The sequence below is a fragment of the Variovorax paradoxus genome, assembly GCF_024734665.1.
Lineage (GTDB): Bacteria > Pseudomonadota > Gammaproteobacteria > Burkholderiales > Burkholderiaceae_C > Variovorax.
Genome location: NZ_CP102931.1, coordinates 6,791,989 through 6,817,302, shown reverse-complemented (window position 1 = coordinate 6,817,302; position 25,314 = coordinate 6,791,989). Strand labels below are relative to the sequence as shown.

Annotated in this window: 25 protein-coding genes; 8 read left to right on the top strand and 17 right to left on the bottom strand. The window is 67.7% G+C overall.

The annotated features are described in order from the left end of the window. Positions 1 to 70: 70 nt before the first annotated feature. A complete protein-coding gene (locus NWF24_RS31865; protein ID WP_258352015.1) occupies positions 71 to 1,741 on the top strand; it encodes a rhodanese-like domain-containing protein in 1,671 nt (556 codons plus the stop codon). On the opposite strand, the gene minE is transcribed toward NWF24_RS31865, so the two are convergent. The 5 genes from minE to NWF24_RS31840 all read right to left on the bottom strand — a co-directional run bounded on the left by minE (position 1,698) and on the right by NWF24_RS31840 (position 5,590). After that, positions 1,698 to 1,976, bottom strand: coding sequence for a cell division topological specificity factor MinE (minE, locus tag NWF24_RS31860; protein WP_093057088.1), 279 nt, complete (start codon positions 1,974 to 1,976; stop codon positions 1,698 to 1,700). The genes NWF24_RS31865 and minE overlap by 44 nt on opposite strands. Positions 1,977 to 1,979: 3 nt before the next feature. Then, entirely contained in the window at positions 1,980 to 2,795 is an 816-nt protein-coding gene (gene minD / locus NWF24_RS31855) for a septum site-determining protein MinD (protein WP_093057168.1), read from the bottom strand. Positions 2,796 to 2,867: 72 nt separating this feature from the next. Then, positions 2,868 to 3,641, bottom strand: a complete 774-nt coding sequence (gene minC, locus NWF24_RS31850) for a septum site-determining protein MinC (RefSeq protein WP_258352014.1) — start codon at positions 3,639 to 3,641, stop codon at positions 2,868 to 2,870. Between the two features lie 129 nt (positions 3,642 to 3,770). Then, complete coding sequence (locus NWF24_RS31845; RefSeq protein WP_258352013.1) at positions 3,771 to 5,054, bottom strand: solute carrier family 23 protein; 1,284 nt, start codon at positions 5,052 to 5,054, stop codon at positions 3,771 to 3,773. 113 nt (positions 5,055 to 5,167) lie between these two features. Then, on the bottom strand, positions 5,168 to 5,590 hold the full coding sequence (locus NWF24_RS31840) for a hotdog fold thioesterase (protein ID WP_093057085.1): 423 nt from the start codon (positions 5,588 to 5,590) through the stop codon (positions 5,168 to 5,170). 93 nt (positions 5,591 to 5,683) lie between these two features. On the opposite strand from NWF24_RS31840, the gene NWF24_RS31835 reads away from it, so the two are divergent. Continuing rightward, positions 5,684 to 7,048: an AsmA-like C-terminal region-containing protein gene (locus tag NWF24_RS31835; protein ID WP_258352012.1), complete on the top strand. Its 1,365-nt coding sequence runs from the start codon at positions 5,684 to 5,686 to the stop codon at positions 7,046 to 7,048. On the opposite strand, the gene NWF24_RS31830 is transcribed toward NWF24_RS31835, so the two are convergent. From NWF24_RS31830 to NWF24_RS31820, 3 genes are all read right to left on the bottom strand, one after another. After that, positions 7,032 to 8,420, bottom strand: a complete 1,389-nt coding sequence (locus NWF24_RS31830; RefSeq protein WP_258352011.1) for a tripartite tricarboxylate transporter permease — start codon at positions 8,418 to 8,420, stop codon at positions 7,032 to 7,034. The two genes, NWF24_RS31835 and NWF24_RS31830, sit on opposite strands and share 17 nt — an antisense overlap. Beyond that, positions 8,417 to 8,878, bottom strand: coding sequence for a hypothetical protein (locus NWF24_RS31825; protein ID WP_258352010.1), 462 nt, complete (start codon positions 8,876 to 8,878; stop codon positions 8,417 to 8,419). The genes NWF24_RS31830 and NWF24_RS31825 overlap by 4 nt, the downstream gene beginning before the upstream one ends. A 65-nt stretch (positions 8,879 to 8,943) precedes the next feature. Beyond that, entirely contained in the window at positions 8,944 to 10,230 is a 1,287-nt protein-coding gene (locus tag NWF24_RS31820; RefSeq protein ID WP_258352009.1) for a hydroxymethylglutaryl-CoA reductase, degradative, read from the bottom strand. A gap of 137 nt (positions 10,231 to 10,367) precedes the next feature. On the opposite strand from NWF24_RS31820, the gene NWF24_RS31815 reads away from it, so the two are divergent. Continuing rightward, positions 10,368 to 11,753, top strand: a complete 1,386-nt coding sequence (locus NWF24_RS31815) for an aminotransferase-like domain-containing protein (protein ID WP_258352008.1) — start codon at positions 10,368 to 10,370, stop codon at positions 11,751 to 11,753. On the opposite strand, the gene NWF24_RS31810 is transcribed toward NWF24_RS31815, so the two are convergent. Continuing rightward, complete coding sequence (locus NWF24_RS31810; RefSeq protein WP_258352007.1) at positions 11,743 to 12,525, bottom strand: crotonase/enoyl-CoA hydratase family protein; 783 nt, start codon at positions 12,523 to 12,525, stop codon at positions 11,743 to 11,745. The two genes, NWF24_RS31815 and NWF24_RS31810, sit on opposite strands and share 11 nt — an antisense overlap. A gap of 95 nt (positions 12,526 to 12,620) precedes the next feature. Here NWF24_RS31810 and NWF24_RS31805 point away from each other — a divergent pair, with 95 nt between their 5' ends. Next, the gene (locus tag NWF24_RS31805) at positions 12,621 to 13,409 is read left to right on the top strand and encodes a PaaX family transcriptional regulator (protein ID WP_258352006.1); all 789 of its coding nucleotides are present in this window, start codon (positions 12,621 to 12,623) and stop codon (positions 13,407 to 13,409) included. Positions 13,410 to 13,413: 4 nt separating this feature from the next. Here NWF24_RS31805 and NWF24_RS31800 read toward each other — a convergent pair whose 3' ends face one another. From NWF24_RS31800 to NWF24_RS31790, 3 genes are read right to left on the bottom strand one after another with little or no spacing between them, the layout of a single operon-like run. Beyond that, on the bottom strand, positions 13,414 to 14,673 hold the full coding sequence (locus NWF24_RS31800) for a metal-dependent hydrolase family protein (protein ID WP_258352005.1): 1,260 nt from the start codon (positions 14,671 to 14,673) through the stop codon (positions 13,414 to 13,416). Beyond that, a complete protein-coding gene (locus tag NWF24_RS31795) occupies positions 14,670 to 15,179 on the bottom strand; it encodes a GAF domain-containing protein (protein ID WP_258352004.1) in 510 nt (169 codons plus the stop codon). The genes NWF24_RS31800 and NWF24_RS31795 overlap by 4 nt, the downstream gene beginning before the upstream one ends. A gap of 12 nt (positions 15,180 to 15,191) precedes the next feature. Beyond that, positions 15,192 to 16,559 (bottom strand): MFS transporter, encoded by a 1,368-nt coding sequence (locus NWF24_RS31790; RefSeq protein ID WP_258352003.1) that lies wholly within the window; start codon positions 16,557 to 16,559, stop codon positions 15,192 to 15,194. A gap of 118 nt (positions 16,560 to 16,677) precedes the next feature. On the opposite strand from NWF24_RS31790, the gene NWF24_RS31785 reads away from it, so the two are divergent. Continuing rightward, positions 16,678 to 17,595, top strand: coding sequence for a LysR family transcriptional regulator (locus NWF24_RS31785; RefSeq protein ID WP_258352002.1), 918 nt, complete (start codon positions 16,678 to 16,680; stop codon positions 17,593 to 17,595). A gap of 3 nt (positions 17,596 to 17,598) precedes the next feature. Here the strand turns inward: NWF24_RS31785 and NWF24_RS31780 are convergent, their stop codons facing one another. The 4 genes from NWF24_RS31780 to NWF24_RS31765 form a co-directional block, all read right to left on the bottom strand. Further along, positions 17,599 to 19,410, bottom strand: coding sequence for a feruloyl-CoA synthase (locus NWF24_RS31780; RefSeq protein ID WP_258352001.1), 1,812 nt, complete (start codon positions 19,408 to 19,410; stop codon positions 17,599 to 17,601). Between the two features lie 311 nt (positions 19,411 to 19,721). Continuing rightward, positions 19,722 to 20,672 (bottom strand): 3-hydroxyacyl-CoA dehydrogenase NAD-binding domain-containing protein, encoded by a 951-nt coding sequence (locus NWF24_RS31775; RefSeq protein WP_375338429.1) that lies wholly within the window; start codon positions 20,670 to 20,672, stop codon positions 19,722 to 19,724. Positions 20,673 to 20,674: 2 nt separating this feature from the next. After that, a complete protein-coding gene (locus NWF24_RS31770) occupies positions 20,675 to 21,883 on the bottom strand; it encodes an ABC transporter substrate-binding protein (RefSeq protein WP_258351999.1) in 1,209 nt (402 codons plus the stop codon). 33 nt (positions 21,884 to 21,916) lie between these two features. Further along, positions 21,917 to 22,837: a 3-keto-5-aminohexanoate cleavage protein gene (locus NWF24_RS31765; protein ID WP_258351998.1), complete on the bottom strand. Its 921-nt coding sequence runs from the start codon at positions 22,835 to 22,837 to the stop codon at positions 21,917 to 21,919. Positions 22,838 to 22,990: 153 nt separating this feature from the next. On the opposite strand from NWF24_RS31765, the gene NWF24_RS31760 reads away from it, so the two are divergent. The 3 genes from NWF24_RS31760 to NWF24_RS31750 are packed head-to-tail and all read left to right on the top strand — an operon-like array spanning position 22,991 to position 24,569. Then, positions 22,991 to 23,371 (top strand): DUF1090 domain-containing protein, encoded by a 381-nt coding sequence (locus tag NWF24_RS31760; RefSeq protein ID WP_258351997.1) that lies wholly within the window; start codon positions 22,991 to 22,993, stop codon positions 23,369 to 23,371. A 7-nt stretch (positions 23,372 to 23,378) separates the two neighbouring features. Then, positions 23,379 to 24,086 (top strand): Crp/Fnr family transcriptional regulator, encoded by a 708-nt coding sequence (locus NWF24_RS31755; RefSeq protein WP_258351996.1) that lies wholly within the window; start codon positions 23,379 to 23,381, stop codon positions 24,084 to 24,086. A 24-nt stretch (positions 24,087 to 24,110) separates the two neighbouring features. Beyond that, complete coding sequence (locus NWF24_RS31750; RefSeq protein WP_258351995.1) at positions 24,111 to 24,569, top strand: hypothetical protein; 459 nt, start codon at positions 24,111 to 24,113, stop codon at positions 24,567 to 24,569. Positions 24,570 to 24,611: 42 nt separating this feature from the next. Here the strand turns inward: NWF24_RS31750 and NWF24_RS31745 are convergent, their stop codons facing one another. Then, complete coding sequence (locus NWF24_RS31745; RefSeq protein WP_258351994.1) at positions 24,612 to 25,313, bottom strand: ABC transporter ATP-binding protein; 702 nt, start codon at positions 25,311 to 25,313, stop codon at positions 24,612 to 24,614. Position 25,314: the final 1 nt, after the last annotated feature.

Genomic DNA, 25,314 nt, shown 5'->3' with positions numbered 1-25,314 from the left:
CCGACGGCGGGGGACATTCGCGGAGGGGAGTACCCGGTGTCATTCGCACTCACCCCGAAAGCAAGTACACATGAATCCGACCAGGGCAAAAACCGTCACCCCGGCAGACCTGCAAGCTCTGCTGCTGCAAGAGCCCGTGGCCGAGCTAGCGCTGCTTGACGTGCGCGAAACCCGGTGGTTCGTCCAGCGCCACCCCAACCTCGCGCGCAACGCGCCCTTCAGCGGGCTCGAACTGCAGGTCGGCACGCTGGTGCCGCGTCGCTCCACGCCCGTCGTGCTCTACGACGACTACAACGCGCCCGACGGCGTTGCACAAGCCGCCGTGGCCGTGCTCGCGCGCCTGGGCTACACCGATGTGCGCACGCTCGACGGCGGCCTGCAGCGCTGGGTGACCGAAGGCCTGCCCGCCATCGACGGCTACGGCACGCTGGTCAAGGCCTTCGGCGATCGTGCGCGGCTGCACTACGGCACGCCGGCGTTGCCCGTCGAGGCGCTGCGCGCGCGCCAACGCGATGGCCGGCCGACCACGCTGGTCGATGCCCGGCCGCGTGCCGAGTTCGAATTTCTCTCGCTGCCCGGCGCGCGCAACCACGCGGGTACAGAGCTGGCGCTGCGCCGCTTCGAGCAGCACGGAGCCGACGATGCGGACCATCTCTGGGCCATCAACTGCTTCAGCCGCACGCGCGGCATCGTCGGCGCGACCACGCTGCGGCTGCTGGGCCGCGCGCCCGACACGGTGTTCGTCGAAGACGGTGTCATGGCCTGGGGCCTGCAGGGTGCCCCGACCGTGCAGAACGCAGCCCCCAGCGACGAGCTGCCGCCCGAATCCCCCGAGGTGTTGCGTCGCATCGCCGACGACCTGCTCGAACGCTTCGCCTTGCCCGTGGCCGACGCCGCACAGCTCGCCCGATGGCGTGACGGCGACAACGAACGCACCCTCTACGTCTTCGACGTGCGGCCCACCGCCGACCCGGCCTTCGCGGGCACGGGCGTGCAGCAGGTGCCGGGTGGCCAGCTGCTGATGCACTTCGAGAACCTTGTTGGCACGCGCGGCGCGCGCATCGTGCTGCTCGACGACCCGGCGCATCGGCTGCGTGCCGCCATCACGAGCTTCTGGCTCACGCAGCTCAACCAGGCCGAGATCTACGTCTACGAGGGCGAACTGGCGCCGGACCAGGCACCGCCTGCCACCGCAGCGACGGTGAACAACGCCCCTTCGCCTCTCGCCCCCGACGCGCTGGCCCAGCTGCGCAGGAACGGTGCCGTCACGGTGATCGACGTCGGCCCCAGCCTCGACTACGAGCGCGGCCATCTGCCGGGCGCGCTCTACATGCTGCCTGCCTCGCTGGCGCCGCTGGTCTTGCACGCCGTGGCCGGCCGCACGCTGGTCTTCACCTCGCCCGACGGCACGGCCGCCGCGCGCGTGGCGCGCGATGCGCACCAGCGCTGGCCGAGTTCGGGGGCGGTGTTCACCTGGCTCCAGGGCGGAACGCAGGGCTGGAAGGCTTCTGGCAGGCCGCTGACGACTGCTTTCGTTCCGGCCCAGCTGCTGACCCCCTTCGACGACGACTGGGGCTCGGTGATGCGCGTGTTCGGTCCGCGCCGCGATGCGGCCTGGGCCGACTACCTCGCGTGGGAGCGCGCATTGGCAGAACGGGTCCTGCAGGACCCGTCCGTGCGCTTTCGCTTCTTTCCGCTCAGCGCGCCGGCGCAGGAGTCGGGTCGGGCAGCTCGATCTTGATGTCGAGCACTTCGAGGTTGTCCTGGGTCTCCAGGTGCACCTTGATGTCTTCCGCGTTGATGGACACGTACTTGGAAATCACCGCCACCAGCTCGCGCTGGAGTTCGGGCAGATAGTCGGGCCGCTTCTTGCCGCTGAGGCTGGACCGCTCGTGCGCGAGGATGATCTGCAGCCGCTCCTTCGCGACGCTGGCAGTCTTCTTCTTTTCGCCCAGCAGGAACGAGAGAAAGGACATGGACTACTTGCCTCCGAAAATCCGCTTGAAGAAGCCCGGCTTCTCGGCGTCGACGAAGCGCATCGGCTTGTCTTCGCCGAGAAAGCGCGCCACCACGTCGCTGTAGGCCTGCGCCACGTCGGTTTCCTTGTCGTGGATCGCGGGCACGCCCTGGTTGGAGGCATGCAGCACGCTTTCCGACTCGGGGATCACGCCGATCAGCTTGATGCGCAGGATGTCCTGGATGTCTTCGAGCGACAGCATCTGCCCGCCCGCCACCCGGTTCGGGTTGTAGCGGGTAATGAGCAGGTGCTCCTTGATGGGCTCGCTGCCGTCCTTGGCGCGCTTGGTCTTGCTGCTGAGCATGCCCAGGATGCGGTCCGAGTCGCGCACGGAAGAGACTTCAGGGTTGGTCACCACCAGCGCCTCGTCGGCGAAGTGCATGGCCATCATGGCGCCGGTCTCGATGCCCGCGGGCGAGTCGCAGACGATGTATTCGAAGTCCATCGCGGCCAGGTCGGTCAGCACCTTCTCCACGCCTTCCTGCGTGAGCGCTTCCTTGTCGCGCGTCTGCGATGCGGCCAGCACGAACAGGTTGTCGCACTGCTTGTCCTTGATGAGTGCCTGGCTCAGGTTGGCTTCGCCCTGGATGACGTTGATCAGGTCGTACACCACGCGGCGTTCGCAGCCCATGATCAGGTCGAGGTTGCGCAGGCCCACGTCGAAGTCGATCACCGCCGTCTTCTTGCCCGCGAGCGCGAGGCCCGACGCGAAGCTGGCGCTCGTCGTCGTCTTGCCGACGCCGCCCTTGCCCGAAGTCACCACCACAATTTTGGCCATGGCCATTCCTTCTTGTTTCGATTCAGTTGTTGCTTGTCAGGGTCGCCGCGTTCCGTGAGCCGGTGATCCGGGTCATGGAATGGCGTCGATCGCAATTTTCTTGCCGTCCAGCCGCACCTGGGCCGACTTGCCCAGCACCGTGTCGGGCAGCGGCACCTCGTTGGTCCGGTAGATGCCTGCAATGGCCACCAGCTGTGCTTCCATGCAGGTCGAGAAGATCCGGGCCTCGGTGTTGCCCCGCGCGCCGGCAATGGCCTTACCGCGCAGCGGTGCGTACACATGCACGTTGCCGTCTGCGATGACCTCGGCGCCGAAGCTCACCACCGCCGTCACCACCACGTCGCCGCCGCGGGCGTACACCTGCTGGCCCGAGCGCAGCGGTTTGTCGATCAAGAGCGTGCCGTTGGCCGGCACCGGCACCTCGCGCACGATCTGCGGGGCTTCCGAGGCGGGGGCCTCGGGCGGCGGCGCCGGGGCGCGGGGTGCGGGGGCTGCGGGCATGGCCGCCACCGAAAGGCCGGCAGCCCGGGCCGCGGCGTTCTGTTCGGCATTGCCGCCGCGCACCGCGATGGGTTGGGTCTGGTGGCGCGCCAGCAGGCTGCGCAGGGCGGCAAAGTCGATGTCGCCGGCGGCTTCGTCACCCTCGCCCTGTGCTTCCTGCAGCAGCGAGAGGTCGATCACCACCGGCTCCTGCTCGAAGAAGTCGGGCGAATCGGCCAGCTGGGCGTCGAGTGCCTCGGCCAGCACGTCCAGGTCGGACGTCTTGAGGATCACTGCGATCAGCGGCAGCGTGGCGCTCTTGAATTCGAAAACCGCCTTGGTGCGCGCGGCGGAGACATCGGCCATTGGAAAACGTCGGTGCGAAAAGCGTTGGAGTCTAACGGGCGCGGGCCAAACCCCGGTGAACCGCCCCCGCTTCATGCGCTCCAGAGAACACTTCTTTCATGAGGTTGCACTTTTCCGGGGTGCCTTGCGTCAGTTCTTCGAGCGGCCCAGCAGCGCGTAAAGAATGATCGCGCCGAAGGTCGCGGTACCGATGCCGCCGAGTGCGAAGTCGCCGAACTTCAGCGTGAAGTCGCCCGTGCCGATGATCAGCGTGATGGCCGCCACGATCAGGTTCTTGTTCTGCGAGAAGTCGACCTTGTTGTCGACCCAGATCTTGGCACCGGCAATGGCGATCAGCCCGAACACCACGATGCTCACGCCGCCCATCACCGGCAGCGGAATCGCCTGGATCAGCGCGCCGAACTTGGGGCTGAAGCCCAGCACCAGCGCGATGACGGCCGCCACCACGAACACCGCCGTCGAGTAGATGCGCGTGGCCGCCATCACGCCGATGTTCTCGGCGTAGGTGGTCACGCCGGTGCCGCCCGCGGCGCCGCTCACGACCGTGGCGATGCCGTCGCCGATGAAGGCGCGGCCCATGTACGGGTCGAGGTTGCGGCCCGTCATGGCCGTCACAGCCTTCAGGTGGCCGAGGTTTTCCGCCACCAGGATGATTGCCACGGGCGCGATCAGCAGCATCGCGTTGGCCGTGAACACCGGCGTCGTGAAGGTCGGCAGGCCGAACCACGCCGCGTTGGCGATGCCACTCAGGTCCACCGGCTTGCCCATGCCCATGACGTTGGTCAGCACCGCATAGACCACAGTGGCCAGGATCAGCCCCATCAGGATCAGCAGGCGCTGCAGCATGCCGCGCGCGAACACCGCCACCAGGCCCACGCAGAGAAAGGTCACGGCCTGCATCCACGAGTCGAAGTTGCTGGCGGCCATGTTCTTGATCGGCACGCTCGCCAGGTTGAGCCCGATCACCGCCACCACCGCGCCCGTGACCACCGGCGGCATGAAGCGCTCGATCCACCCCGTGCCGACGGCCTGCACGATGGCCCCGATCAGGATGTACACCACCCCGCAGGCCACGATGCCCCCAAGCGCCACCGCGATGTTGGCGTTGGGCCCCTTGCCCGCATAGCCGCTGGCCGCGATCACCACGCCGATGAAGGCGAAGCTGGAGCCCAGGTAGCTGGGCACCTTGCCGCCGGTGACGAAATAGAAGATCAGCGTGCCGATGCCGCTCATCAGGATCGCGATGTTGGGGCTGAAGCCCATCAGGATCGGCGCCAGCACCGTGGCGCCGAACATCGCGATCACGTGCTGCACGCCCATGGCGCCGGTCTGCAGCCAGGGCAGCCGCTCGTCGGGCGCGATGACCGCGCCGTTGGCCAGCGAGGACGCGGGCCGTTCAGTCCAGTTGAACATTTCTTGTCTCCTCTTGTTGGTTGTTGGTGGGGCGTGATTGTGGTCGATGAACCCCACGCTGAACACTCCGCAAGAGAAGAAGGCATGGCGGCCGCCCGCCGCCGCACTTTGCCTCAGCGCGGCTGCAGCACCGCCATCGTGATGCGCGACACGCAGGTCAGCTCACCCGCCTCGTTCGTCAGGTCGATCTGCCAGACCTGCGTGGTGCGTCCACGGTGAACCGGCCGCGCCGTGCCGATCACCCAGCCGCTGGTGACAGAGCGGATGTGGTTGGCGTTGATGTCCAGGCCCACGGCGCGGTCGCCTTCGGGGGCCGAGTAGTGGGCGCCGCAGGAGCCCAGCGTCTCGGCCAGCACCACCGACACGCCGCCGTGCAGGATGCCGTAGGGCTGGCGGGTGCGTTCGTCCACCGGGCAGCGGGCGCGGATGAAGTCGTCGCCCACCTCCAGGAATTCCATGCCCAGTGCCGATACGACGGTGCCCACGTGGTTGCGCGTCAGCGCCTCGACGGAGATCTCTTTTTTCCAGATACGCATGGCGTGCTTCTTTCCTTGTGCCTGTAACAGTGGCCAAAACTATAGCGATGGAGACTGACAAACCGAGTCGCCTTTGCGTGTTACCTTGGATCGATGAAGCACCCCGTCCGCCGCTGGCTCATTGGCATTGCCGTCGCACTGCTGCTGGGCGTGGGCGCGCTGGTGTGGGTGGTGAGCGCGCGCTTGCCCACCGACGACGAGGTGGCCGCGAAGATCGCCGAAGGCTTCGAGAAGCGCTTCGGCGTTGCCCTGAAGGTCGGCGGTGCCCACTGGTCGCTGCTGCCGGTGCCCGTGCTGGTGCTGTCCGACATCGCCACCGACCAGCCGCGCCCCATCACCCTGCGCCGTGTCACGCTGCGGCTGCAGCTTGCGCCGCTGCTGCAGCGCGTCATTGCCGTGGACGAGGTCGAAATCGAAAGCCTGGTGTTGCCGCGCGCCTCGGTGCGGGCGTTTCGCGGCAAGGGGCCCAAGCCGCAGGAAGGCAGCGGCAACGTCGTCGCGCTGCCCGCGCCATGGACGCTCGCGCCCGTGCCCGTGGAACTGCTGCGCTGGCGCGACGTGGTCTGGATCGACCGGCGCGACATCTCGCTGGCCTACGACGGCGACGTCCGCTTCGACCCCGGCTGGCGCCCGCGCCAGGCCCGGCTCGAGCGCGCCGGCCTGGCACCGCCCTTGCCACCCGTGCGCCTGCGCCTGGACCGCCAGGCCGGGCAGGACCGCTGGCGCACCCGCATCGACGCGGGCGGCGGTACCTGGAACGGTGTCTCCCGCTTGGAGACACTGCCCGACGGCAAGCTGCAGTTTTCCGCCGAACTGGAGCCGCGCCAGATCGACATCGAGAGCCTGGTGCAGGCCTTCGACCGCCGCACTTCGGTGGCCGGCAAGTTCTCGGGCAACACCACGCTCGTGGCCGAGGCCGGGAGTGCCGAGGAACTGGGCGCGCTGATCCGCAGCCTGCACACCCGCACCACCTTCTCGGTGCAGCCCGCCACGCTCACCAAGCTGGACGTGGCCAAGGCCGTAGCCACCGCAGGCGTGAGCCGGGGGGGCACGACGCAACTGAACGAGCTTACCGGCACGCTCGACACCCAGGGCACCGAAGACGGCGTGGTGATCCAGTACACCAACCTCAAGGCCCGTTCGGGCGTGCTCACGGCAAGCGGCAACCTGAAGCTGTTCAACCGCAAGCTCGACGGCGAGATCGCGGTGGACCTTGTCGACGGCGTGATCGGCGTGCCGCTGAAGATCGGCGGAACCGCAAGCGACCCCGAGCTCTCGCTGACCGGCGCCGCGCTCACCGGCGCGGCCATCGGCAGCGCGGTGCTGCCGGGCGTGGGCACGGCCATCGGCGCGCGCGTGGGGCAGCAGGTGGAAAAGATGTTCGGCGGGAGCAAGCCGACGAAGCCCAAGCCCAGGCCGGCACCCAGGCCGCGCACCGGCCCTAGGCAAACGCCTTGATCGCCGCCGGCACCGTCAGCACAGCCGTGTAGTACCCCATGAACTGCACGCCGGTGTTGAACCCGATCGCGCGCGACAGCAGCCCGCCCAGCAGCCCCATCGTCAGGATTACCAGCAGCCCGAGCAGCTGGCCTTCCCATACGCTGATGACCACGATCAGCCCGACGAAGGTCGCGATGATCGCTTCGTGGCTCACCTTGCGCGACACGAACAGCGCCGCGCGGCGCGCGAAGTTCATCGTGAACGGATAGGCCACCAGGGCTGCGAGCACCACCGCCAGCATGCCGTAGCCCAGGAACTCCCAGTGGTTCAGCAGGTTGTGCAGGTTGTGCGTCTGGCCGGTGGCCGCATCGATGGTGAACACCGGCGGCGCGTTGAACAGCGGTGCGGCCGGCCCGGCCGCCACAGGGCTCAGCGGCAGGCCGATGGCGATCAGCGGGATCAGTGCCTCGGCGATGTAGGTGGCCTCGGTCACGCCGTTGCGCGCGGCCAGCGTGGTGGTGAGCCGGTGGTACGCATGCTTGATGCGCGAGCCCACCAGTTCGCCCAGCACCACGGTCATCGCGACCGGGCTGAACACGAAGGTGGCGCTGGAGATCGCGGCCGTCGCGAAGGTCCACTTCACCTGCGTGCGGTCCAGCACCTTGAACGGATTCGGGAAGTAGCCCGACCAGCCCTTCACGTCGGGGGCGAGCGAGAAGGTGCGGACCTTGTCGCGCTTCATGCGTGCGCGCGCAGCCGGCGAGATCACCGAGAACAGGTCGGCCACCAGCGGCCCGATGGCGATGCCCAGGAAGTAGCTGATGCCGAGCTTCACGCCGTACTTGCCGGTGAGCGCCTGCAGCGCCACGATCACCATCACGAACGGCACCAGCGTGGCCACCGAGGCCCAGCGTCCGCTGGAGAAGTACGCGATGGCCACGGCCGCCACCACGAAGATCCACGGCGCCGCCTTGGTGATGACCGCGCCGTAGGGCGCCAGCAGCACCGCGAACAGCACGGCCAGCGGCACCGCGATGAAGGCCGCGATGATCGCGCCCGACACCATCTTGCGCAGCGCGATGTGCGGCACGCCGAGGTTGCGCAGCACGTTCGCATCCTGCAGCAGCGGCGTGGCCATGGTGTCGCCCGGAATGCCCAGCAGCGCGGTGGGCACCGCATGCGTCATGTGCTTGGCCACGGCCGCCGCCAGGAAGAAGGTGAACACGCCTTCGGGCGGCACGCCGAGCAGCACCACCAGCAGGGTGAGCGGTGCGAGCGTGGTGGTCTCGTCGGTGCCCGAGACGAGGCCGATGGCTGCGAACACGACGGCGCCCACGAGGCCCATGCCCGTGGCAACGAGGATCTGGTTCAGGAGTGCGGCGTCGATCACGGCGCGGCTCCTTCCGTGCTGCCCGAGGCATGTGCGCGGGGCTTGTACGACGCGAACAGGTCGTAGATCTCCAGCTCCTTCATCTCGCGCACCACCGACGGCGGCAGGTCGTCCACCGAGCCGAGGTCGCCGTGCTCGCCGGCCAGTTCGGCCAGCACCTCTTCGCGCCAGCGCGGATCGGCCGCTGCTCCTTCGACGACTTCGCGCTTCGGCGTGAAGAGCTTCGCGCAGATCAGGCCCGACACCACGCAGCCGCCCAGGCCGGCGAGCATGGCGTAGGCCCGTGCCAGCTCGGGCGTGCCGACAGTGCTCATGAGCACGCGACTGGCCACGAGGTAGCCCGTGAGGCTCACCGCAATGCCGATGACGATCGACCACGCGAGGTGGCCCAGGTCGGCCGTGTCGCCCCATATCTCCACCAGCCGCCAGCGGGCGGGCGTTGCACTGTCTGCACTCATTTTTCGATGTCTCCGTCTGTGGTTATCTGACGGCCTCTTGCGTGGCCGCCGCGGTGCTCGTCTGTTTACTTCTTGCGCAGCGCCTCGAGCAGTGCGACCGCGCGGTCAGTGCGCACGTCGTGCTCGGCCGCCATCTGCTTCGCGATGCTGTCGACTTCGTCCCCGGTGGCGCCCGCGACCAGCGCGATGTTGCGGGCATGCAGTGCCATGTGGCCGCGCTGGATGCCTTCGGTGGCGAGCGCGCGCAGCGCGCCGAGGTTCTGCGCGAGGCCCACGGCCACCGCGACTTCGCCCAGCTCCTGTGCCGACTTCACGTCGAGAATCTTCAGCGCGAGCCGTGCGAGCGGGTGTGTCTTGGTCGCACCGCCGACCAGGCCCACCGGCATCGGCATCTCGATGGTGCCGACCAGCGCGCCCGCTGTGTCCTTCTCCCAGGTGGTCAGCGATGTGTAGCGCCCGCTGCGGCAGGCATAGGCATGCGCGCCGGCTTCCACTGCGCGCCAGTCGTTGCCGGTTGCGACGATCACCGGATCGACGCCATTCATGATTCCCTTGTTGTGCGTCGCCGCGCGGTAGGGATCGATGGCTGCGAAGGTGTACGCGTCGATCACGCCCTCGACCACCTCTTCGCCGCTGCGCTCGCGCGTGGCCAGCACCGCGGGGGTCAGCCGTACGCGTGCACGCGCCAGCCGCAGGTCGGCCAGGTTCGACAGGATGCGCAGCCGCACCGTGCCGCCCGTGAGCTTCTCGACCAGCGGCGACACCGCCTCGGCCATGGTGTTGACGGTGTTCGCGCCCATCGCGTCGCGCACGTCGACGATCAGGTGCATCACCACCATCGCGCCGCGCGGCGTGTCACCGAACACATGCACCTCGATGTCGCGGCAGCCGCCGCCCAGGCCGATCAGCACCTTGTCGCGGCTGTTCGCCACGGCAAGGATTTCGTCGCGCGCCTGCAGCAGCGCCAGCCGCGCGCCGTACGGATCGGTGATGCCTATTACCTGCACCTGCGCACGCATCAGCGGGCCGGTGCTCGAAGCCTCGAAACCGCCGCCCTCGCGCGCCAGCTTGGCCATGAAAGAGGCGGCGGCCACCACCGAGGGCTCTTCCACCGCCATGGGCACGAGGTAGTCGCGCCCGTTGACGGTGAAGTTGCCGGCCACGCCCAGCGGCAGCTCGAAGGTGCCGATCACGTTCTCGACCATGCCGTTGGCGCGGTCCACGCCCAGCGCACCAGCGTGGGCGAGCAGCGCGACCTCTTCGTCGCCCAGGGATGCGGCCTGCGCTATGTGGGCCAAGCGCTGCGTGGGCGTGAGTGCGCGGAAGTTGGGAATGCGGGAGTCGGCGACCATCGTTGCTTGTCTCTTCGGAAGATGAATTCGGGAGCAGGCAATTTAGGTCGGCTGTACCGCCGGTGGAAGGCACAGTTTGGCGGGACAGTGCGGACAGTGGTGCGCGAAAGCGAGCCGCTGTGTCACAGTCGGCGCCCATGACGACCATTGCCGATTCGCTCGCCAACGCCATCGAACGCCAGATCGTGAGTGGTGCCTACAAGGCAGGCGACAAGCTTCCGTCACTGCGGGAACTGGCGCAGCTGCACAACTACGCGAAGAACACCGTGGTGGCCGCCTTCGAGCTGCTGGTGTCGCGCGGACTGGTCGAGCCGAAGCGCGGCTCGGGCTACTTCGTGCGTGCGCAGCAGACCGCCAAGCCGGTAGAGGAAGACGCCGGCAGTCTCGGCCGCGCGATGGACATCGTGTGGCTCATGCGCGAGCAGCTCAAGACGCAGCCTGACGCGATCGCGGTGGGCGATGGCTTTCCACCGGTCGAATGGCTGGCCGACGTGCGGCTCGACAAATATCACCCCAAGGTGGTCCGCACGGGGCTCGGGGCGCTGTTCCGCTACGGCAGCCGCTTCGGCTATGCGCCGCTGCGCGACCATCTCGTGCGCAAGCTGGCCGACTTCGGCATCGGCGCGGAGCCGCGGCAGATCGTGCTGACGCACGGCGCCAACGAGGCGATGGACATCGTCATCCGCTACTTCGTGCCGCCCGGCGGTAAGGTATTGGTGGACGACCCTGGCTACTACCCGCTGTTCGGCAAGCTCAAGCTTGCGGGCGCGCAGGTGCTGGGCGTGCCGCGCCTGGCCGACGGGCCCGACCTCGAAGCACTGGAGCGCCTGCTCGTTGCCGAGCGGCCGCGCCTGTTCTTCACGCAGTCGATCGCGCACAACCCCACGGGCTCCGACATCTCGCCCGCCAAGGCCTTCCGCGTGCTGCAGCTCGCGCAGAAGCACGACCTGCTGATCGTCGAGAACGATCCGCTGGCCGACTTCAAGCCCACCTCGCTGCCGCGCCTGGCCGCGCTCGACCAGCTGGAGCGCACGATCTACATCGGCAGCTTCTCCAAGTCGTTCTCGGCAGCGCTGCGCGTGGGCTTCATCGCCTGCGGCGCCGACCTGGCGAGCGACCTCGCGGACCTGAAGGCGCTGATCCACGTGAGCAGTTCGGAGTACTGCGAGCGCACGGTCGACGTCATCCTGAGCGAGGGCCACTACCAGCGGCATCTCAATCGCCTGCAGGCGCGGCTCGGCGAAGCCACGCGCAACGCGATCAAGCTGTTCGACTCGGTCGACGCAGAGGTGTTCGCGCGCACCCCGCAGTCGCTCTACGTGTGGGCCGCGCTGCCCGGCGTGGCCGACTCGCTGGCCTTTGCGAAGGAGCTGCTGCCACGCAAGATCGTGATGGCGCCGGGGCGCATCTTCAGCGTCGACTCGACGCAGGTGTCGCGTTGGTCGCGCTTCAACGTGGGCGCCATGGCCGACCCGCGCTTTGCCAAGGCGCTGCGCACCACGCTGCGCTTCTTCAGCGCTTGAACTCCCCGTGGCGACCGGCGCCACCGGCGAAGCGCGCGGCGCCGGCTTCGCCTTCGGCGAAAACCATCGGCCCGCCCTGCGCACCCTCGCGGCGCAGCGCCTCTGCCAGCGACATGTCCCACTGTGCGTAGGCGGAGCGGCGGTCGGCCAGCATGCATTGCTGCGGGAACGCTGCGAGCTGGTAGGCCAGTTCTTGCGCAGCGGCCAGCGCACCGCCGGGCGGCGTCACACGGTTGACCAGGCCCATCGCCAGCGCCTCAGGCGCGCCCACCGGACGGCCCGAAAGAATCATGTCGAGCGCGCGCCCCATGCCCACGATGCGCGGCAGCCGCACCGTGCCGCCGTCGATCAGCGGCACGCCCCAGCGGCGGCAGAACACGCCGAACACCGCGTCGTCGTCGGCCACGCGCAGGTCGGCCAGCAAAGCCAGTTCGAGGCCGCCAGCCACCGCATAGCCGTTCACCGCTGCGATCAACGGCTTCGACAGCGCCATGCGTGTGGGCCCCATCGGGCCGCTGCCGCCGCCTTCGGGGTCGAGCTCGTTGCGGCGGCTCGGGTCGGCCACGGCCGAGAGGTCGGCGCCCGCGCAGAAGTTGCCGCCCGCGCCGGTCAGCACCGCGACGCGCAGCGCGTCGTCGGCCTCGAAGCGCTCGAAAGCCTCACGCAGTTCGGCGGCCACCACGCCATCGACCGCATTGCGCTTCTCCGGGCGGTTCAGCGTGATGGTGCAGACCGTGCGGTCCACGTCGTACGCCACGTACTGCATGGCCATGCGTGCATCCTTTCGGGCTAAATTACATTAGCGTTCGCTCGGTTGCATCGTAGGAAATATTTCTCTGTTTCGCAATTATGGACAAAGTATGTAATGTGCCGGTCGCCATCCCCAGCGCGCCGGAGCTGATCCTCGACCTGCTTGTGGCCGACGGCGGCACGCTGAGCTCGCAGGCGCTGTGCCGCGCGGGCGAGCTCATGGGCATCGGCGAATCGACGCTGCGCGTGGGCCTGACGAGGCTCGCCGCCGAGGGCAAGATCGCGCGCGGCGAGCGCGGCAGCTACGCGCTCAACCGCAAGGGCCCGGCGCTGTCGCGCGCGGTCGACGACTGGCGGCACAAGCAGGCGCAGGCTGTCGCGTGGCACGGCGACTGGCTCGCCGTGCACGACGCTGGCGTGCCGCGTGCCGACAAGACGGCGTGGCGCCACCATGCTCTTGCACTGTCGCTGCGCGGCTTTGCGGCGTTGCGGCCGGGGCTGAACATCCGGCCCGACAACCTCGCGGGCGGGCTGGAGGGCGAGCGCGTGCAGCTGGCGGCCCTGGGCCTGTCGCGCACCGCCCTGGTGTTCCGGCTGGCCGATCTGGACGATGCCGCGCAGGCCGCCGCACGCAAGCTCTGGAATGTGCGTGCCCTGACGGCCGATTGCAGCCGCCTGCAGGCGGGCCTGGAACGCAGCGAGAAGCGGCTGCGCACCCAGCGGCTCGAAGTGGCTACGCGCGAGTCGCTGCTGCTGGGGCGCGCCGTGATCGCGCACCTCATCCGCGATCCGCTGTTGCCGGCCGAACTCATGTCGCCCGAACCGCGCGCCGCGCTGCTCGCCGCCACCCGTCGCTACCAGGACAAGGCACTGGTCCTGTGGCGCAAGTGGCTGGCGCTGCCGTAGCCCTTCAGTGGACGGTGCCCAGTTCGTCGAACTGCACCACGCCTTCCTTCATGACCAGCGGAATGCGCTCGCCCTGGCCCAGCAGGCAGCCGACGTCGCGCAGCGGATTGCCGTCCACCACCAGAATGTCAGCCAGTGCGCCGGGCACCAGCCGGCCCAGGCGTTCGCTCATGCCCAGCACCTCGGCCGCGACCGTCGTTGCGCTGGCGATGGCCTCGGCCGGCGACAGCACTTCGGCGCGCAGGCGAAATTCGTCGCTCTGCAGGCGCTGCGATTCGCCCAGCAGGTCGGAGCCGTAGCCCATCTTCACGCCCGCTGCCTTGTAGATTTCCAGCGAGCGCAGGCCGGCCTCGCGCACGCTGGCCACCTTGGTCACGCTTTCCTTCGGCAGCCCGAAGCTCTCGCCCTCGTTGGCCAGCGCGTCGTAGGTGACCAGGGTCGGAACCACGTACGCACCGAGCTGCGCCATGAGTTCGGCCGTGGGCGCATCGACAAGGTTGCCGTGCTCGATGGTGCGCACGCCGCAGCGCACGGCCCGCGCGATGGCCTCGGCGGTGTAGGCATGCGCCATCACATACGTGCCGCGCCCGCGGGCCTCTTCGACGATGGCGCGGATCTCGTCCTCGCTGTAGCCGAAGGCGCCCACCGGGTCGGTCGGCGAGGCCACGCCGCCGGAGGCCATGATCTTGATCTGGTCAGCGCCCATCTGCAGCTCTTCGCGGACGGCGCGGCGCACCGCATCCACGCCGTCGACCACGCGCGCCAGCGCACCGACACGCACGCAGGTGGCGCACGCCCCGTCGTTGTTCATCAGGTAGTCGGAGCGTGCGCGCATGTCGCCATGGCCGCCGGTCTGGCTCAGCGCGCGGCCGGAGACGAACAGGCGAGGGCCCTGCGCCAGCCCCGATTCCACCGCCTGCTTGAACGCAAAGCCCGCGCCGCCCGCGTCGCGCACCGTGGTGAAGCCACGGCGCAGCATGCCGCGCAGCATGGGCACGCTGCGCAGCGTGATGAGCACGTTGGGCATGTGCACCTGCCGCGAGAGATTGAGCTCCACCGCGATCACGTGCACGTGCAGGTCGATGAGGCCGGGCATCACGGTCTTGCCCTTCACGTCGATCGCGCGCGCCGAGGGGCTGTGGATAGGCTTGTCCGAAACCTCGCGAACCACGCCGCCCTCGACGAGGATGTGGTGGTCTTCCAGCAGCTCGGGGCGCTGCGGGTCGAGCAGATTGGCATTCTTGAAAAGCACCATGTTCGTCATGCGAGGGACTCCTTGCTCTGTTGTGCCATCACGGCCGGCAGCGCCAGTTGCGCGAACACGCGCGCGAGCTCGACGTGCCCGGTGTCGTACCAGTTTTCCTCGTGCAGCATGTTCAGCGTGCCCAGCGTCTCGCCGCGCCAGCGCAGCGGAATGTTCAGCACGCTGCGGCAGCCCAGCGACACGATGAGCTCGTGGTCGTAGAAAACGTCGCGCAGGTCGTCTGCGTTGCGGCCGATGTAGGGCAGGCCGCGCTGCATCACCTGCTGCATCCACGGCGAATCGGTGATCGGCTTGCGCCCGCCCACCGGGTAGGCCTCGCGCATGTTGGTGTAGATGCGTTCCGACTCGCGCGCCTCGCGATGGTGCACCAGGATGGTGAAGAGCCGGTGGCCGATGGTCGCGGCCACCGCCTTCTCGAGTGCGTCGAAGGTGGCCTGGGGTTGTTGCGTGTCGGCGTGCGCGCGCGCGACGGCCGACAGCGATTCATCGAGAAGCTTGGGTTGCATGGATGCTCTGTATCAGGAAAGTTCGGCCGCTGCGATGTCTTCCAGCGAACGGCCGCGCGTCGGGATGCCCATGAAGGTGACGGCCGCCGCGCCCAGCAGCAGCACCGCCGTCGTCATGCCAAATACGCCCGCGAAGCCCAGCGCCGGATAGATGAAGCCCACCAGGATCGGTGCCGTGATGCCGCCGATGCGCCCGATGGCCGACGCCAGGCCTGAGCCGGTCGCGCGCACCTGCGTCGGAAAAACCTCCGGCGTGTAGGCATAGACGCCCGCATAAGTGCCGTTCATGAAGAAGGACAGCAGCACGCCCGCCGCCATGATCTGGCCGTCGCTGTGCGTGAAGGCCAGGCCCAGCGCAGAGAGTCCGCCCAGCAGCATGTAGCTCACGATGGTGGCTTGCCGGCCGATCTTCTCGTTGAGCCAGGCGGCCGAGAAGTAGCCCGGAATCTGCGCGAGGTAGATCACCAGCGAGTAGCCGAAGCTCTTGGTGATCGTCATGCCGTTCTGGATCAGCAGGCTGGGAATCCAGGTGAAGAACGAGTAGTAGCTGAAGGTGATCGCCAGCCACATCAGCCAGGTCATGGTGCTGATGCGGATGAGCTTGCTGGAGACCAGCGTGGCGTAGTTCTTCAGCAGGCTGCCGCGGCTGTTGCTGGGCGGCGGCGCGGCCACGTCCTCGGCGTTGAGTGCTGGCAGCGCAAGGCCGCGTTGCACGGTGTCGGATTCCATCGCGTCCACGATCGTCCCGGCCTCGGCCTGCCGCCCCTGGCTTTCCAGCCAGCGCGGCGATTCGGGCAGCGCGCGGCGCCACCACAGCAGCAGCACCACCGGCATCGCCGTGATGAAGATGACGATGCGCCAGCCCTGCGGATGCGCCGGCACGATGAAGTAGCCCAGCAGCGCCGCCGCCACGAAGCCGAACGAGAAGAAGCCCGCCAGCGCGCCGGTGAAGGTGCCCCGGTAGCGGCGCGCCACGAACTCCGACAGGTAGGGCGCGATGATCGCGCTTTCGGCGCCGGCGCCGAAGCCGGCCACGATGCGCAGCCCGAGGAACACCGTCCAGCTGTCGACCATGCCGCTGAAGAGCGACGCCACGCAGTAGATCGCCAGCGCCGACATCATCACCACGCGCCGCCCGAACAAGTCGCCGCAGGTGCCGGACGCAAGCGCGCCGAAGAAGAAACCGATGAAGTTCGCACTGGCCAGCACACCGATCTGCACGCTGCTGAGCCCCCATTCGGTGCGCAATACCGGCAGCACGAAGGCGATCACCGCGGCGTCCATCGCGTCGAAGGTGTAGCCCAGTCCTCCCATGAGGAGCAGGCGCCGATGGAAACCGGAGAACGGCAGGCGCTCGATGCGGGCCGACAGCATGGTCATGTGAATCCCTCGACTTCGGTGGTGCGATGAAGCGGCAGATCGTAGGATCGCAGGGATATCACGACAAATTTATACGTGTGATTGTGTTTATAGATTCAGTGAATGGTCAGGCCGCACGATGAACTACCGCTCCGCCGATCTCAACCTGCTGAAGGTGTTCGAAGCCCTCATGACCGAGGGCAACGTCACGCGCGCCGCCAGCAAGCTGTCGCTGACCCAGCCCGCGGTCAGCAACGCGCTGCGCCGGCTGCGCGAGACCTTTGACGACGCGCTGTTCGTGCGCAGTGGCGCCGGTGTCAACCCGACGCGGCGGGCCATCGACCTGTGGGAGCCGCTGTCGCAGTCGTTGCATGCGATTCGCGGCACGCTCGACCTGGAGCGCTTCGATGCGCTGCGCAGCACCGCCAGCCTGAGCATCGCGATGTCCGACTACGTCTCGGGCATCGTGGTGCCGAGGCTCGCCGGCAAGCTCAGCAAGGCTGCGCCGTCGATGCTCATCCACGCCATTCCCAACACGCTGGTGGATTTCGACAAGGTGCTGGCCGACAACAAGGCCGACTTCGCAATCAGCGTCTACAACGAGGAAGTGCAGCGGCCGGCGTTTCTCAAGTCGAGGGCGCTGTGGTCACCCGACTTCGTGTGCGTCATGCGCACCGGGCATCCGCTGGCGCGCGCCGACAGGATTCCGCTGAAGAAATTCCTCGCGGCGCGCCATGTGGACGTGAGCCTGGTCGGCAAGACCACGCCGACCTACGACCTGTTCCTGCACAGCCGCGGGCTGCAGCGCAACCTGGTCGCGACGGTGAACCACTACGGCGCGGCGTACGAAGTGGTGCGCCGCTCCGACCTGATCGCGGTGCTGCCGTGGTCGGAGAAGTTCGAGCCCGCGCGCCTGGCCGGCCTGCGCCGGATGCCCGTGCCGCTGGAGGCGCCGGCACGCGTCATCGAGCTGTTCTGGCACCAGCGGCACGAGACCTCCGCGCTGCACCAGTGGCTGAAGAACACGCTGCTGGCGCTGTTTGAGCAGCCTTCGTGATGATCAGGCGCGCAGCCGCACCACCTGCAGGTCGTCATCGGCAAGGGCGTGCAGGCGCGCCACGTCCGCCGCGCGTCGCGTGAGCACCGCGCGCTGGTTGATGTAGCCCTTGTCGGTGATCTCGCCCGCGTCGAGGCTCGGCGGCTCGGCCAGCACCAGTGCGCAGGCCGGGCATTGCGAGGAGCCCGCGCCTTCGTCGCGCAGCGAACGCAGCACGCCGGCGATGCGCTCGCCCAGGGCCTCCGGCGGCAGCGCCGCGCCTTGCGGGCTTGCAAACACCAGCATGCCGATCTCGTCGCGGTCGTGGCCGGTGAGCACCACGTCTTGTGCGTGCGGCGCGAGCATCGACACCAGCTTCACGCGCAGCGTGCCCACCGACACCCAGGTGCCGGTCGAGAGCTTGAAGTCTTCCGCCACGCGGCCGTTGAAGATCACGCCGTGCGCGGGCTGCGCCGGGTTCGCGAGAAAGCCGGCATCGCCGATGCGGTAGTAGCCTTCTTCATCGAAAGCCTGCGCCGTTTCGTGCGGCGCATCGCGGTAGCCTGGGAACACCGAGACGCCCTTGACGCGCATCTCCAGCTTCTCGCCGTTGGGCACGAACTTCAGCTCCAGCCCCGGCAGCGGCGCGCCGATGCAGCCGGCGCCGTCGAGCTTCCAATGCGCGGAGGTGATGGCGGGCGAGGTCTCTGTCGCGCCCCATGAGGTGGTGAGCCACAGCGGTCGCGTGGGCCGCACCCGTTTGGCCACCGCTTCGAGCCGCTGCCATGTCGAAGGCGCGAGCGCCGCCGCCGCGTAGAAGGCCAGCCGCAGCCGCGAGAACACCTCGGCGGCCAGCGCGTCGTCGGCTTCGAGAAAAGGCAGCAGCATGTCGAAGCCGCGCGGCACGTTGAACAGCAGCGTGGGCTTCACCTCGCGCAGGTTGCGCACCGTCTTCTCGATCAGGCCCGGCGCGGGCCGGCCCTCGTCGATGTAGAGCGCGCCGCCATGGCACAGCACCATGTGCAGGTTGTGGTTCGCGCCAAAGGTGTGGCTCCAGGGCAGCCAGTCGACCAGTACCGGCTTTTCCTGCGCGAGGAAGCGCCATGTCTGCGCCATCATCTGCTGGTTGGCGCAGAGCATGCGATGCGTGTTGATGACCACCTTGGGCTTGCCGGTGGAGCCGGAGGTCAGCAGGTACTTGGCGTGCGTGTCGGGCAGCACGTTGGCGAAGGCCTGCATCACGGCGGGCGTTTCCTTCGCTGCGAGCAATTGTTCGAACGACATCGCACCGGGATGCGCATCGGCGTTGCGGCTGAACACTGTGACCGCTTCCACGCCACAGCCCGCGAGCGATGCGCCGTACACCTTCGCGTCGGATGCGTAGATCAGCCCCGGCTTCAGCGCTTGCAGCATGCCGTGCAGCCGCGATGGGTCCTTGGCCATGCGCGAGTAGGCGCTTGAGAGCGAACACGCGGTGCGGCCGATGTGCATGGTCGCGAGCATCAGCACCGCGTGGTCTATGGCGTTGTCCGAGAGGATCACGACCGGCTGACCTGCGGGCAGGTTCAGGTCGAGCAGGCCTTGCGCCACCGCGCCTACCGTTTGCCGCAGCGTGCGGTAGTCGAGCTTGCGCCAGCCTTCGCCTGTTTCGTCGCGCTCGGCGAAGGCCAGTGCGTCGGGCGTTTCCGTGGCCCACCGCTCCAGCCATTCACCGATGCAGCGCGCGTAAGACTTCAGCGCCATCGGCGAGCGCAGCGCGAAGGAGCCGTCGTCGAAGTCGATGCGAACCGTGCGGGGTGGAGCGATCAGGCTTTCGTCATTGAGGAAGTCGGTCATTTCAGTGTTCCGGGGTTTGTTCAGGGCGTGTGCGAATGACACCGGGTACTCCCCTCCGCGAATGTCCCCCGGCCTTCGGCCTCCTCCTTTATTTCGCTGCGGGGAGCACCCGATGCCATTCGCAAATGGGCGCTGCCGTTGTGCTGGCCGATCAACGACCGCACCGTCCAACGATTACGTCGATGGGGTGCCTTGCGCAGCGAAATAAAGGAGGAGGCCGCAGGCCGGGGGACATTCGCGGAGCAAGGTACCCCGTCGGCGTGATCGCACCCCAAACGAACAACGCGACAAATCGAAAAGCAAGCTTTCATCTAGTCGAGCTTGCCGGTCTCTGCCTTCGCGCGAATCAGGTTTAACAGCAGGGTGTCGCGCGCAGCTTCGAGGTCGCTGGTGCGGCGCGAGCCCAGTTCTTGTGCCACGCCTTCCGTCACCTTCTGCTTGAGCTCGGCTGTCATCGACGGCGCACCCAAGTCCTTCCACCAGTCCTCGATAGGCCCGCCCAGATGCGCGAGCACGTGCTCGATACCGCCCGCACCGCCCGAGAGATGCAGATTCATGAACGGCCCCATCACCGCCCAGCGCAGGCCGGGTCCGTGTGCGATGGCCGTGTCGATGTCGGCCACGCTCGCCACGCCTTCGTTGACGAGATGGAAGGCCTCGCGCCACAGCGCTGCCTGCAACCGGTTCGCGATGTGGCCCTTTACCTCGCGCTTCACGTGGATCGGCCGCTTGCCGATGGCGGCGTAGAACGCCATCGTCCGCTCGATGGCTTCGGCCGAGGTCTGCTCGCCGCCGATCACCTCCACCAGCGGAATCAGGTGCGGCGGGTTGAACGGATGGCCTAGCACCACGCGCTGTGGATGCACGCACCCCGACTGCACGCCGCTGATCGCCAGGCCTGACGAGCTCGACGCAAGAATCGTCTCCGGTGGCGCGGCGGCATCCATGCGGCGGAACAGGTCGATCTTGAAATCCATGCGCTCGGGGCCGTTTTCCTGCACGAAGTCGGCCACGGACACCGCGTCTTCCAGGCTGTCGTGGAAGCGCAGGCGGTCCACTGAAGCACCTTCGGACAAACCGAAGCGCTCCAGCGTCGGCCAGTGCTGCGCCACCGCGGCGCGCAGCCGGTCTTCGGCGCCGGGCGACGGATCGGTCGCGTTCACGTCGAGCCCGTGCGCGAGAAAGTACGCGACCCAGCTCGCACCGATCACGCCGGTGCCGACCACCGCCACGCGCTTCACGTTCGAGGAAGAAGTGCTCATGCTCATGCTGATTTCCACCGCGCGCAGCGGCTCTCTGCCTTCGTGGTCCATGCGGCCTCGCCGCGGATCGGCTCGACCACCTTGTAGTAGTCCCATGGCTCCTTCGACTCGGCCGGCGTCTTCACCTGCATCAGGTGCATGTCGTGCACCATCAGCCCGTCGTCGCGCAGCCAGCCGCCCTTGACGAACATGTCATTGAACTTCGTCTTGCGCAATTGCGCCATCACCTTGTCGGCATCGTCGCTGCCCGCGGCCTTCACGGCCTGCAGGTACTGCAGCGCGGCCGAGTAGTCGCCGGCGTGGAAGGAGGAGGGCATGCGCTTGTGCTTGTCGAAGAAGCGGCGCGCCCACTCGCGCGCCTCGGGGCTCTGGTTCCAGTACCAGCTGTCGGTGAGGTACATGCCCTGCGAGCTCTTCAGGCCCAGCGCATGCACGTCGTTGATGGTGATGATCATGCCGGCCAGCTTCATGTTCTTGCTGATGCCGAACTCCGCGGCCGACTTGATGGCGTTCACCGTATCGCCGCCCGCATTGGCCAGCGCCAGCACCTGCGCCTTCGAGTTCTGCGCCTGCAGCATGAATGACGAGAAATCGCTCGCGCCCAGCGGATGCTTGACTGAACCTGCCACCGTGCCGCCGCTGGCCTGCACGATCTTGGCCGCGTCGTTCTGCAGCGCCGCGCCGAAGGCGTAGTCGGCCGTCACGAAGTACCAGCTCTTGCCGCCGGCCTTGACCACCGCGCTTGCAGTGCCGCGCGCCATGGCTACTGTGTCGTAGGCGTAGTGCACCGTGTAGGGCGAGCAGTACTCGTTGGTGAGGCTCGATGCGCCCGAGCCCACCACGAAGTACGGCTTCTTCTTGTCGGCCGCCACGCCGGCCATCGCAATGGCCGCACCCGAGTTGACGCCGGCGATCAGCATGTCGACCTTCTGCACGTCGAACCACTCGCGTGCTTTCGCGGCGGCGATGTCGGGCTTGTTCTGGTGGTCGGCCGTGACCAGCTCGATCTTCTTGCCGCCGATGGCACCGCCCATGTCGGCAATGGCCATGCGGATCGCCTCTGCGCCGGCCGGGCCGTCGTAGTCGCGGTAGATACCCGACATGTCGCTGATGAAGCCGATGCGTATCGTGTCGTCGGACACCTGGGCCGAGGCGCTTGCTACGAAAGCCGCGCCCAGGGCGAGGGCCAGGGCGGTGCGGGAAATGTTCATGTGCTTGTCTCCGTTCGTTGCTCTTTGGTGTTGTCAGCCCAGCGCGAACTCGGGCCGCGGCGTGCCCACGCGCGGCAAGCCCATCATCTGCCGCGCCTCGGCCGGCGTGGCCACCTCCATGTCGAGTTCGCGTATCACCCGCACGATGCGCTCGGTGAGCTGCACGTTGGTGGCCAGCTCGCCCTGGCGGAAGTAGAGGTTGTCTTCCAGGCCCACGCGCGCATGGCCGCCCAGCAGCAGTGCTGCCACGTTGGCTTCGAGCTGCGACGGGCCGATGCCGCTCACGCAGAAGATGCTGCCTTTGGGCAGGGTGTCGACCATCATCTGCAGGAAGCGCGGCGAGTAGGGCATCGCGTTCTGGAAGTTGCGGTGCACGTTCATCACCAGGTTGATGAAGTAGGGCTCGTCGTCGTGGCCTTCGTCGATCAGCGTGGTCGTGTCCTGCAGGATGTGCGTGGGGCTGAACACCTCCCATTCGGGCTTGATGCCGCGCGCCTTCATGCCGGCGGCCAACTCGCGGCCGCGGGTGATGGGCGTGTCCATCAGGATCTGCTTGCCTTCGAAGCTCAGGTTGAGCGTGGTCGCATCGAGCGTGCACATCTCGGCACCGGCGTCCATGCCCTTGATGCGCTCTTCCCACGCGATTTCCCAGCGCTCGCCGGCCAGCGGCTTCACCATGTCGCCGTGCACGCCACCACCGGTGGAGTTGTTGATGACGATGTCGCTGCCGCCCGCGCGGATGCGGCTGTTGATGTCGCGGTACACGTCGGCGTTGCAGGTGGCGCCGTCGTCCGGGCGGCGCGCATGAATGGCGACCACGCTGGCGCCGGCATTCCAGCAGCGCAGCACGTCGGCGGCGATTTCAGCGGGTTGCGTGGGGAGGTTGGGATTCTGCGACTTGTGCGCCATGCCGCCGGTGGGGGCGATGGTCACGATCACTTTGCGCTTCGACATGCTCGGGGACTCCTGGTGTCTTTCATGGGGGCGCGTCATTATTTTTTGGGGCGCATTTGCACTCAGTCATCGCGACGACATTTGGGGGCAGGGTTTACGCTGCGCCAAACGCTAAAGTCGCCCCAGCGCCATTGCGCGCATCAAGGAGAACCAATGAGACTACTGCCCATCCTCTTGGCCGCCGCGGCCGCGCTGACCTCGACCTGGACGCTCGCGCAACCGGCTGGCCCCGCCACTTGCGAAGCCAAGCGCGAGGCCATTGGCCGCGACATCGAGGCGGCCAAAGCCAAGGGCCAGAAGCAGCGCGTGCGCGGGCTCGAAAAGGCGCTGGGCGAAGTGCGCCGCACCTGCAGCGACGCGAAGCTGGCGGCAGAGCACCAGCGGCGCATTCGCAGCCAGGAACGCAAAGTGGCAGAACGCGAGCGTGACCTGCGCGAGGCCCAGCACAAGGGCCGCGCCGACAAGATCGCAGACCGCGAAGAAAAATTGCGTGAAGCGCAGGCCGAGCTGCAACAGCTCAAGGGCGCGCAGTAAGAAGAAGATGCCCACGACCAGGCCCGCCATCCAGGCGGCATCGCTCACGATTCCCCAGTTGCTCCAGGGCTCGGCCTGGTTCCCGCTGCTCGACGTGGCGGCGGGCGAGCGCGTGCTCGACGAGATACGCGAGGTCGAAGTGGCCGCGGGTGCCGCGCTGTGCCGGCGCGGCGACACGCCGCTGCACTGGTACGGCACGCTCGAAGGGCTGCTCAAGTGGTCGATCACCTCGAGCGACGGACGCTCCGTGACCTTCGGCGGGCTCTCGGTCGGCAGCTGGTTCGGCGAGGGCACGCTGCTGCGCGCGCTGCCGCGCTCGGCCGACATCATCGCGCTGCGCCCGAGCCGCGTGGCGCAACTGCCGCTGGAGACCTTCGAGTGGCTGCACCGCACGCAGCGCGGCTTCGACCACTTCCTACTGCAGCAGATCAACGAGCGGCTGCACTGGTTCATGGGCAACTACGCGGCGCACCGGCTGCTCGATGCCGACAGCCAGGTGGCGCGCGCGCTGGCGGGGCTGTTCCACCCGTGGCTGCATCCGGGCAGCGAGCCGCACCTGCAGACCTCGCAGGAGGAGATTGCCAATCTCTCGGGCGTGTCGCGTCAGCGGTGCAATGCGGCGCTGAACCGGCTGAAGGAAGCGGGGTTCCTGCGGATCGAGTACGGTGGCATCACCGTGATCGATCTCGAAGGGCTGCGGCGCTTCATCGAATAGCAAAAGGGAATCGGAGTACGCCCCATGCATGAATTCAGCATCTTTGCCGACTACTTCCAGTTCTACATACAGGACGAGGCCGCGGATGGCGACCTCTCCGATGCGTGGACAGACGAAGCCGTGGAACGCATGCTTGCGACCGAAGCCGGCGTCGTCGGCATCGGCACCGTTCGCAACATGGACGTGCCCGTCACTGTCGAGATCCTCGAAGCGGAAAGCCCGCTCGATCTTGACCAGTGGGAGCATGTCGTCGAATGCACGCTGGTGACGCAGAGCGCTGATCTGGTCATCGCCGGCTGCACCGACTACTTTCCCGATGCAGCGCGCATTCCCGTTGCGCCCGGAATCTACAGGCTGCGCGCCTGCTATGCGGGCCTCGACACGCTTTCCGAAGACGGGCTGGAGGGCAGCGATCGCTACCACCTGCAGCTCTGGCCGGCGCCGGCCATCGAACCGACTGTTCTCAAGCAGCGCGTGGCCTGATTTCTCACAGCGTCAGCTGCAACCACGTGCGGGCGCACCCTACTACACGCCCAGCAATTCCTCCAGCACATGCGGCTCGGCCAGCAGATCCGCCGAAGCCCCGTGCCGCACGATCTGCCCCTTCTCCATCACCACCGCAAGATCGGTGTGGGCCAACACCTTGCGGTAGTCGCGGTCCACGATCAGCGTGGCAATGCCAGTCGCACGGATCTCGCCGATCACGCGCCAGATCTCGGCCACGATCAGCGGCGCCAAACCCTCGGTGGCCTCGTCCAGGATCAGCAGGCGCGGGTTGGTCATCAGCGCGCGGCCGATGGACAGCATCTGCTGCTCGCCGCCCGACAGCTGCTGGCCGCCGTGCGACAGCCGCTCGGCCAGGCGCGGAAAGGTGGTCATCACGCGGTCGAAGGTCCACTCGCGCCGTCCGTCGATGCCGGCGCGTTCGCTCATCACGAGGTTCTCGCGCACCGAGAGGTTCGGGAAGATGCCGCGCCCCTCGGGCACGTAGCCGATGCCCAGTCGCGCCATCTTCTCGGGCGGCAGGCCGGTGACGGTGCGGCCGTCGACCTGCACTTCGCCCGAAGCGGGGCGCACGTAGCCCATCATCGTGCGGATCAGCGTGGTCTTGCCCATGCCGTTGCGCCCGAGCAGGCCGACCGAGGTGGCCGCCGGAATGCCGGCGTGCACGCCGCGCAGGATGTGGCTGTTGCCGTAGTAGGTGTTGAGGTCGCGGACGATGAGCATG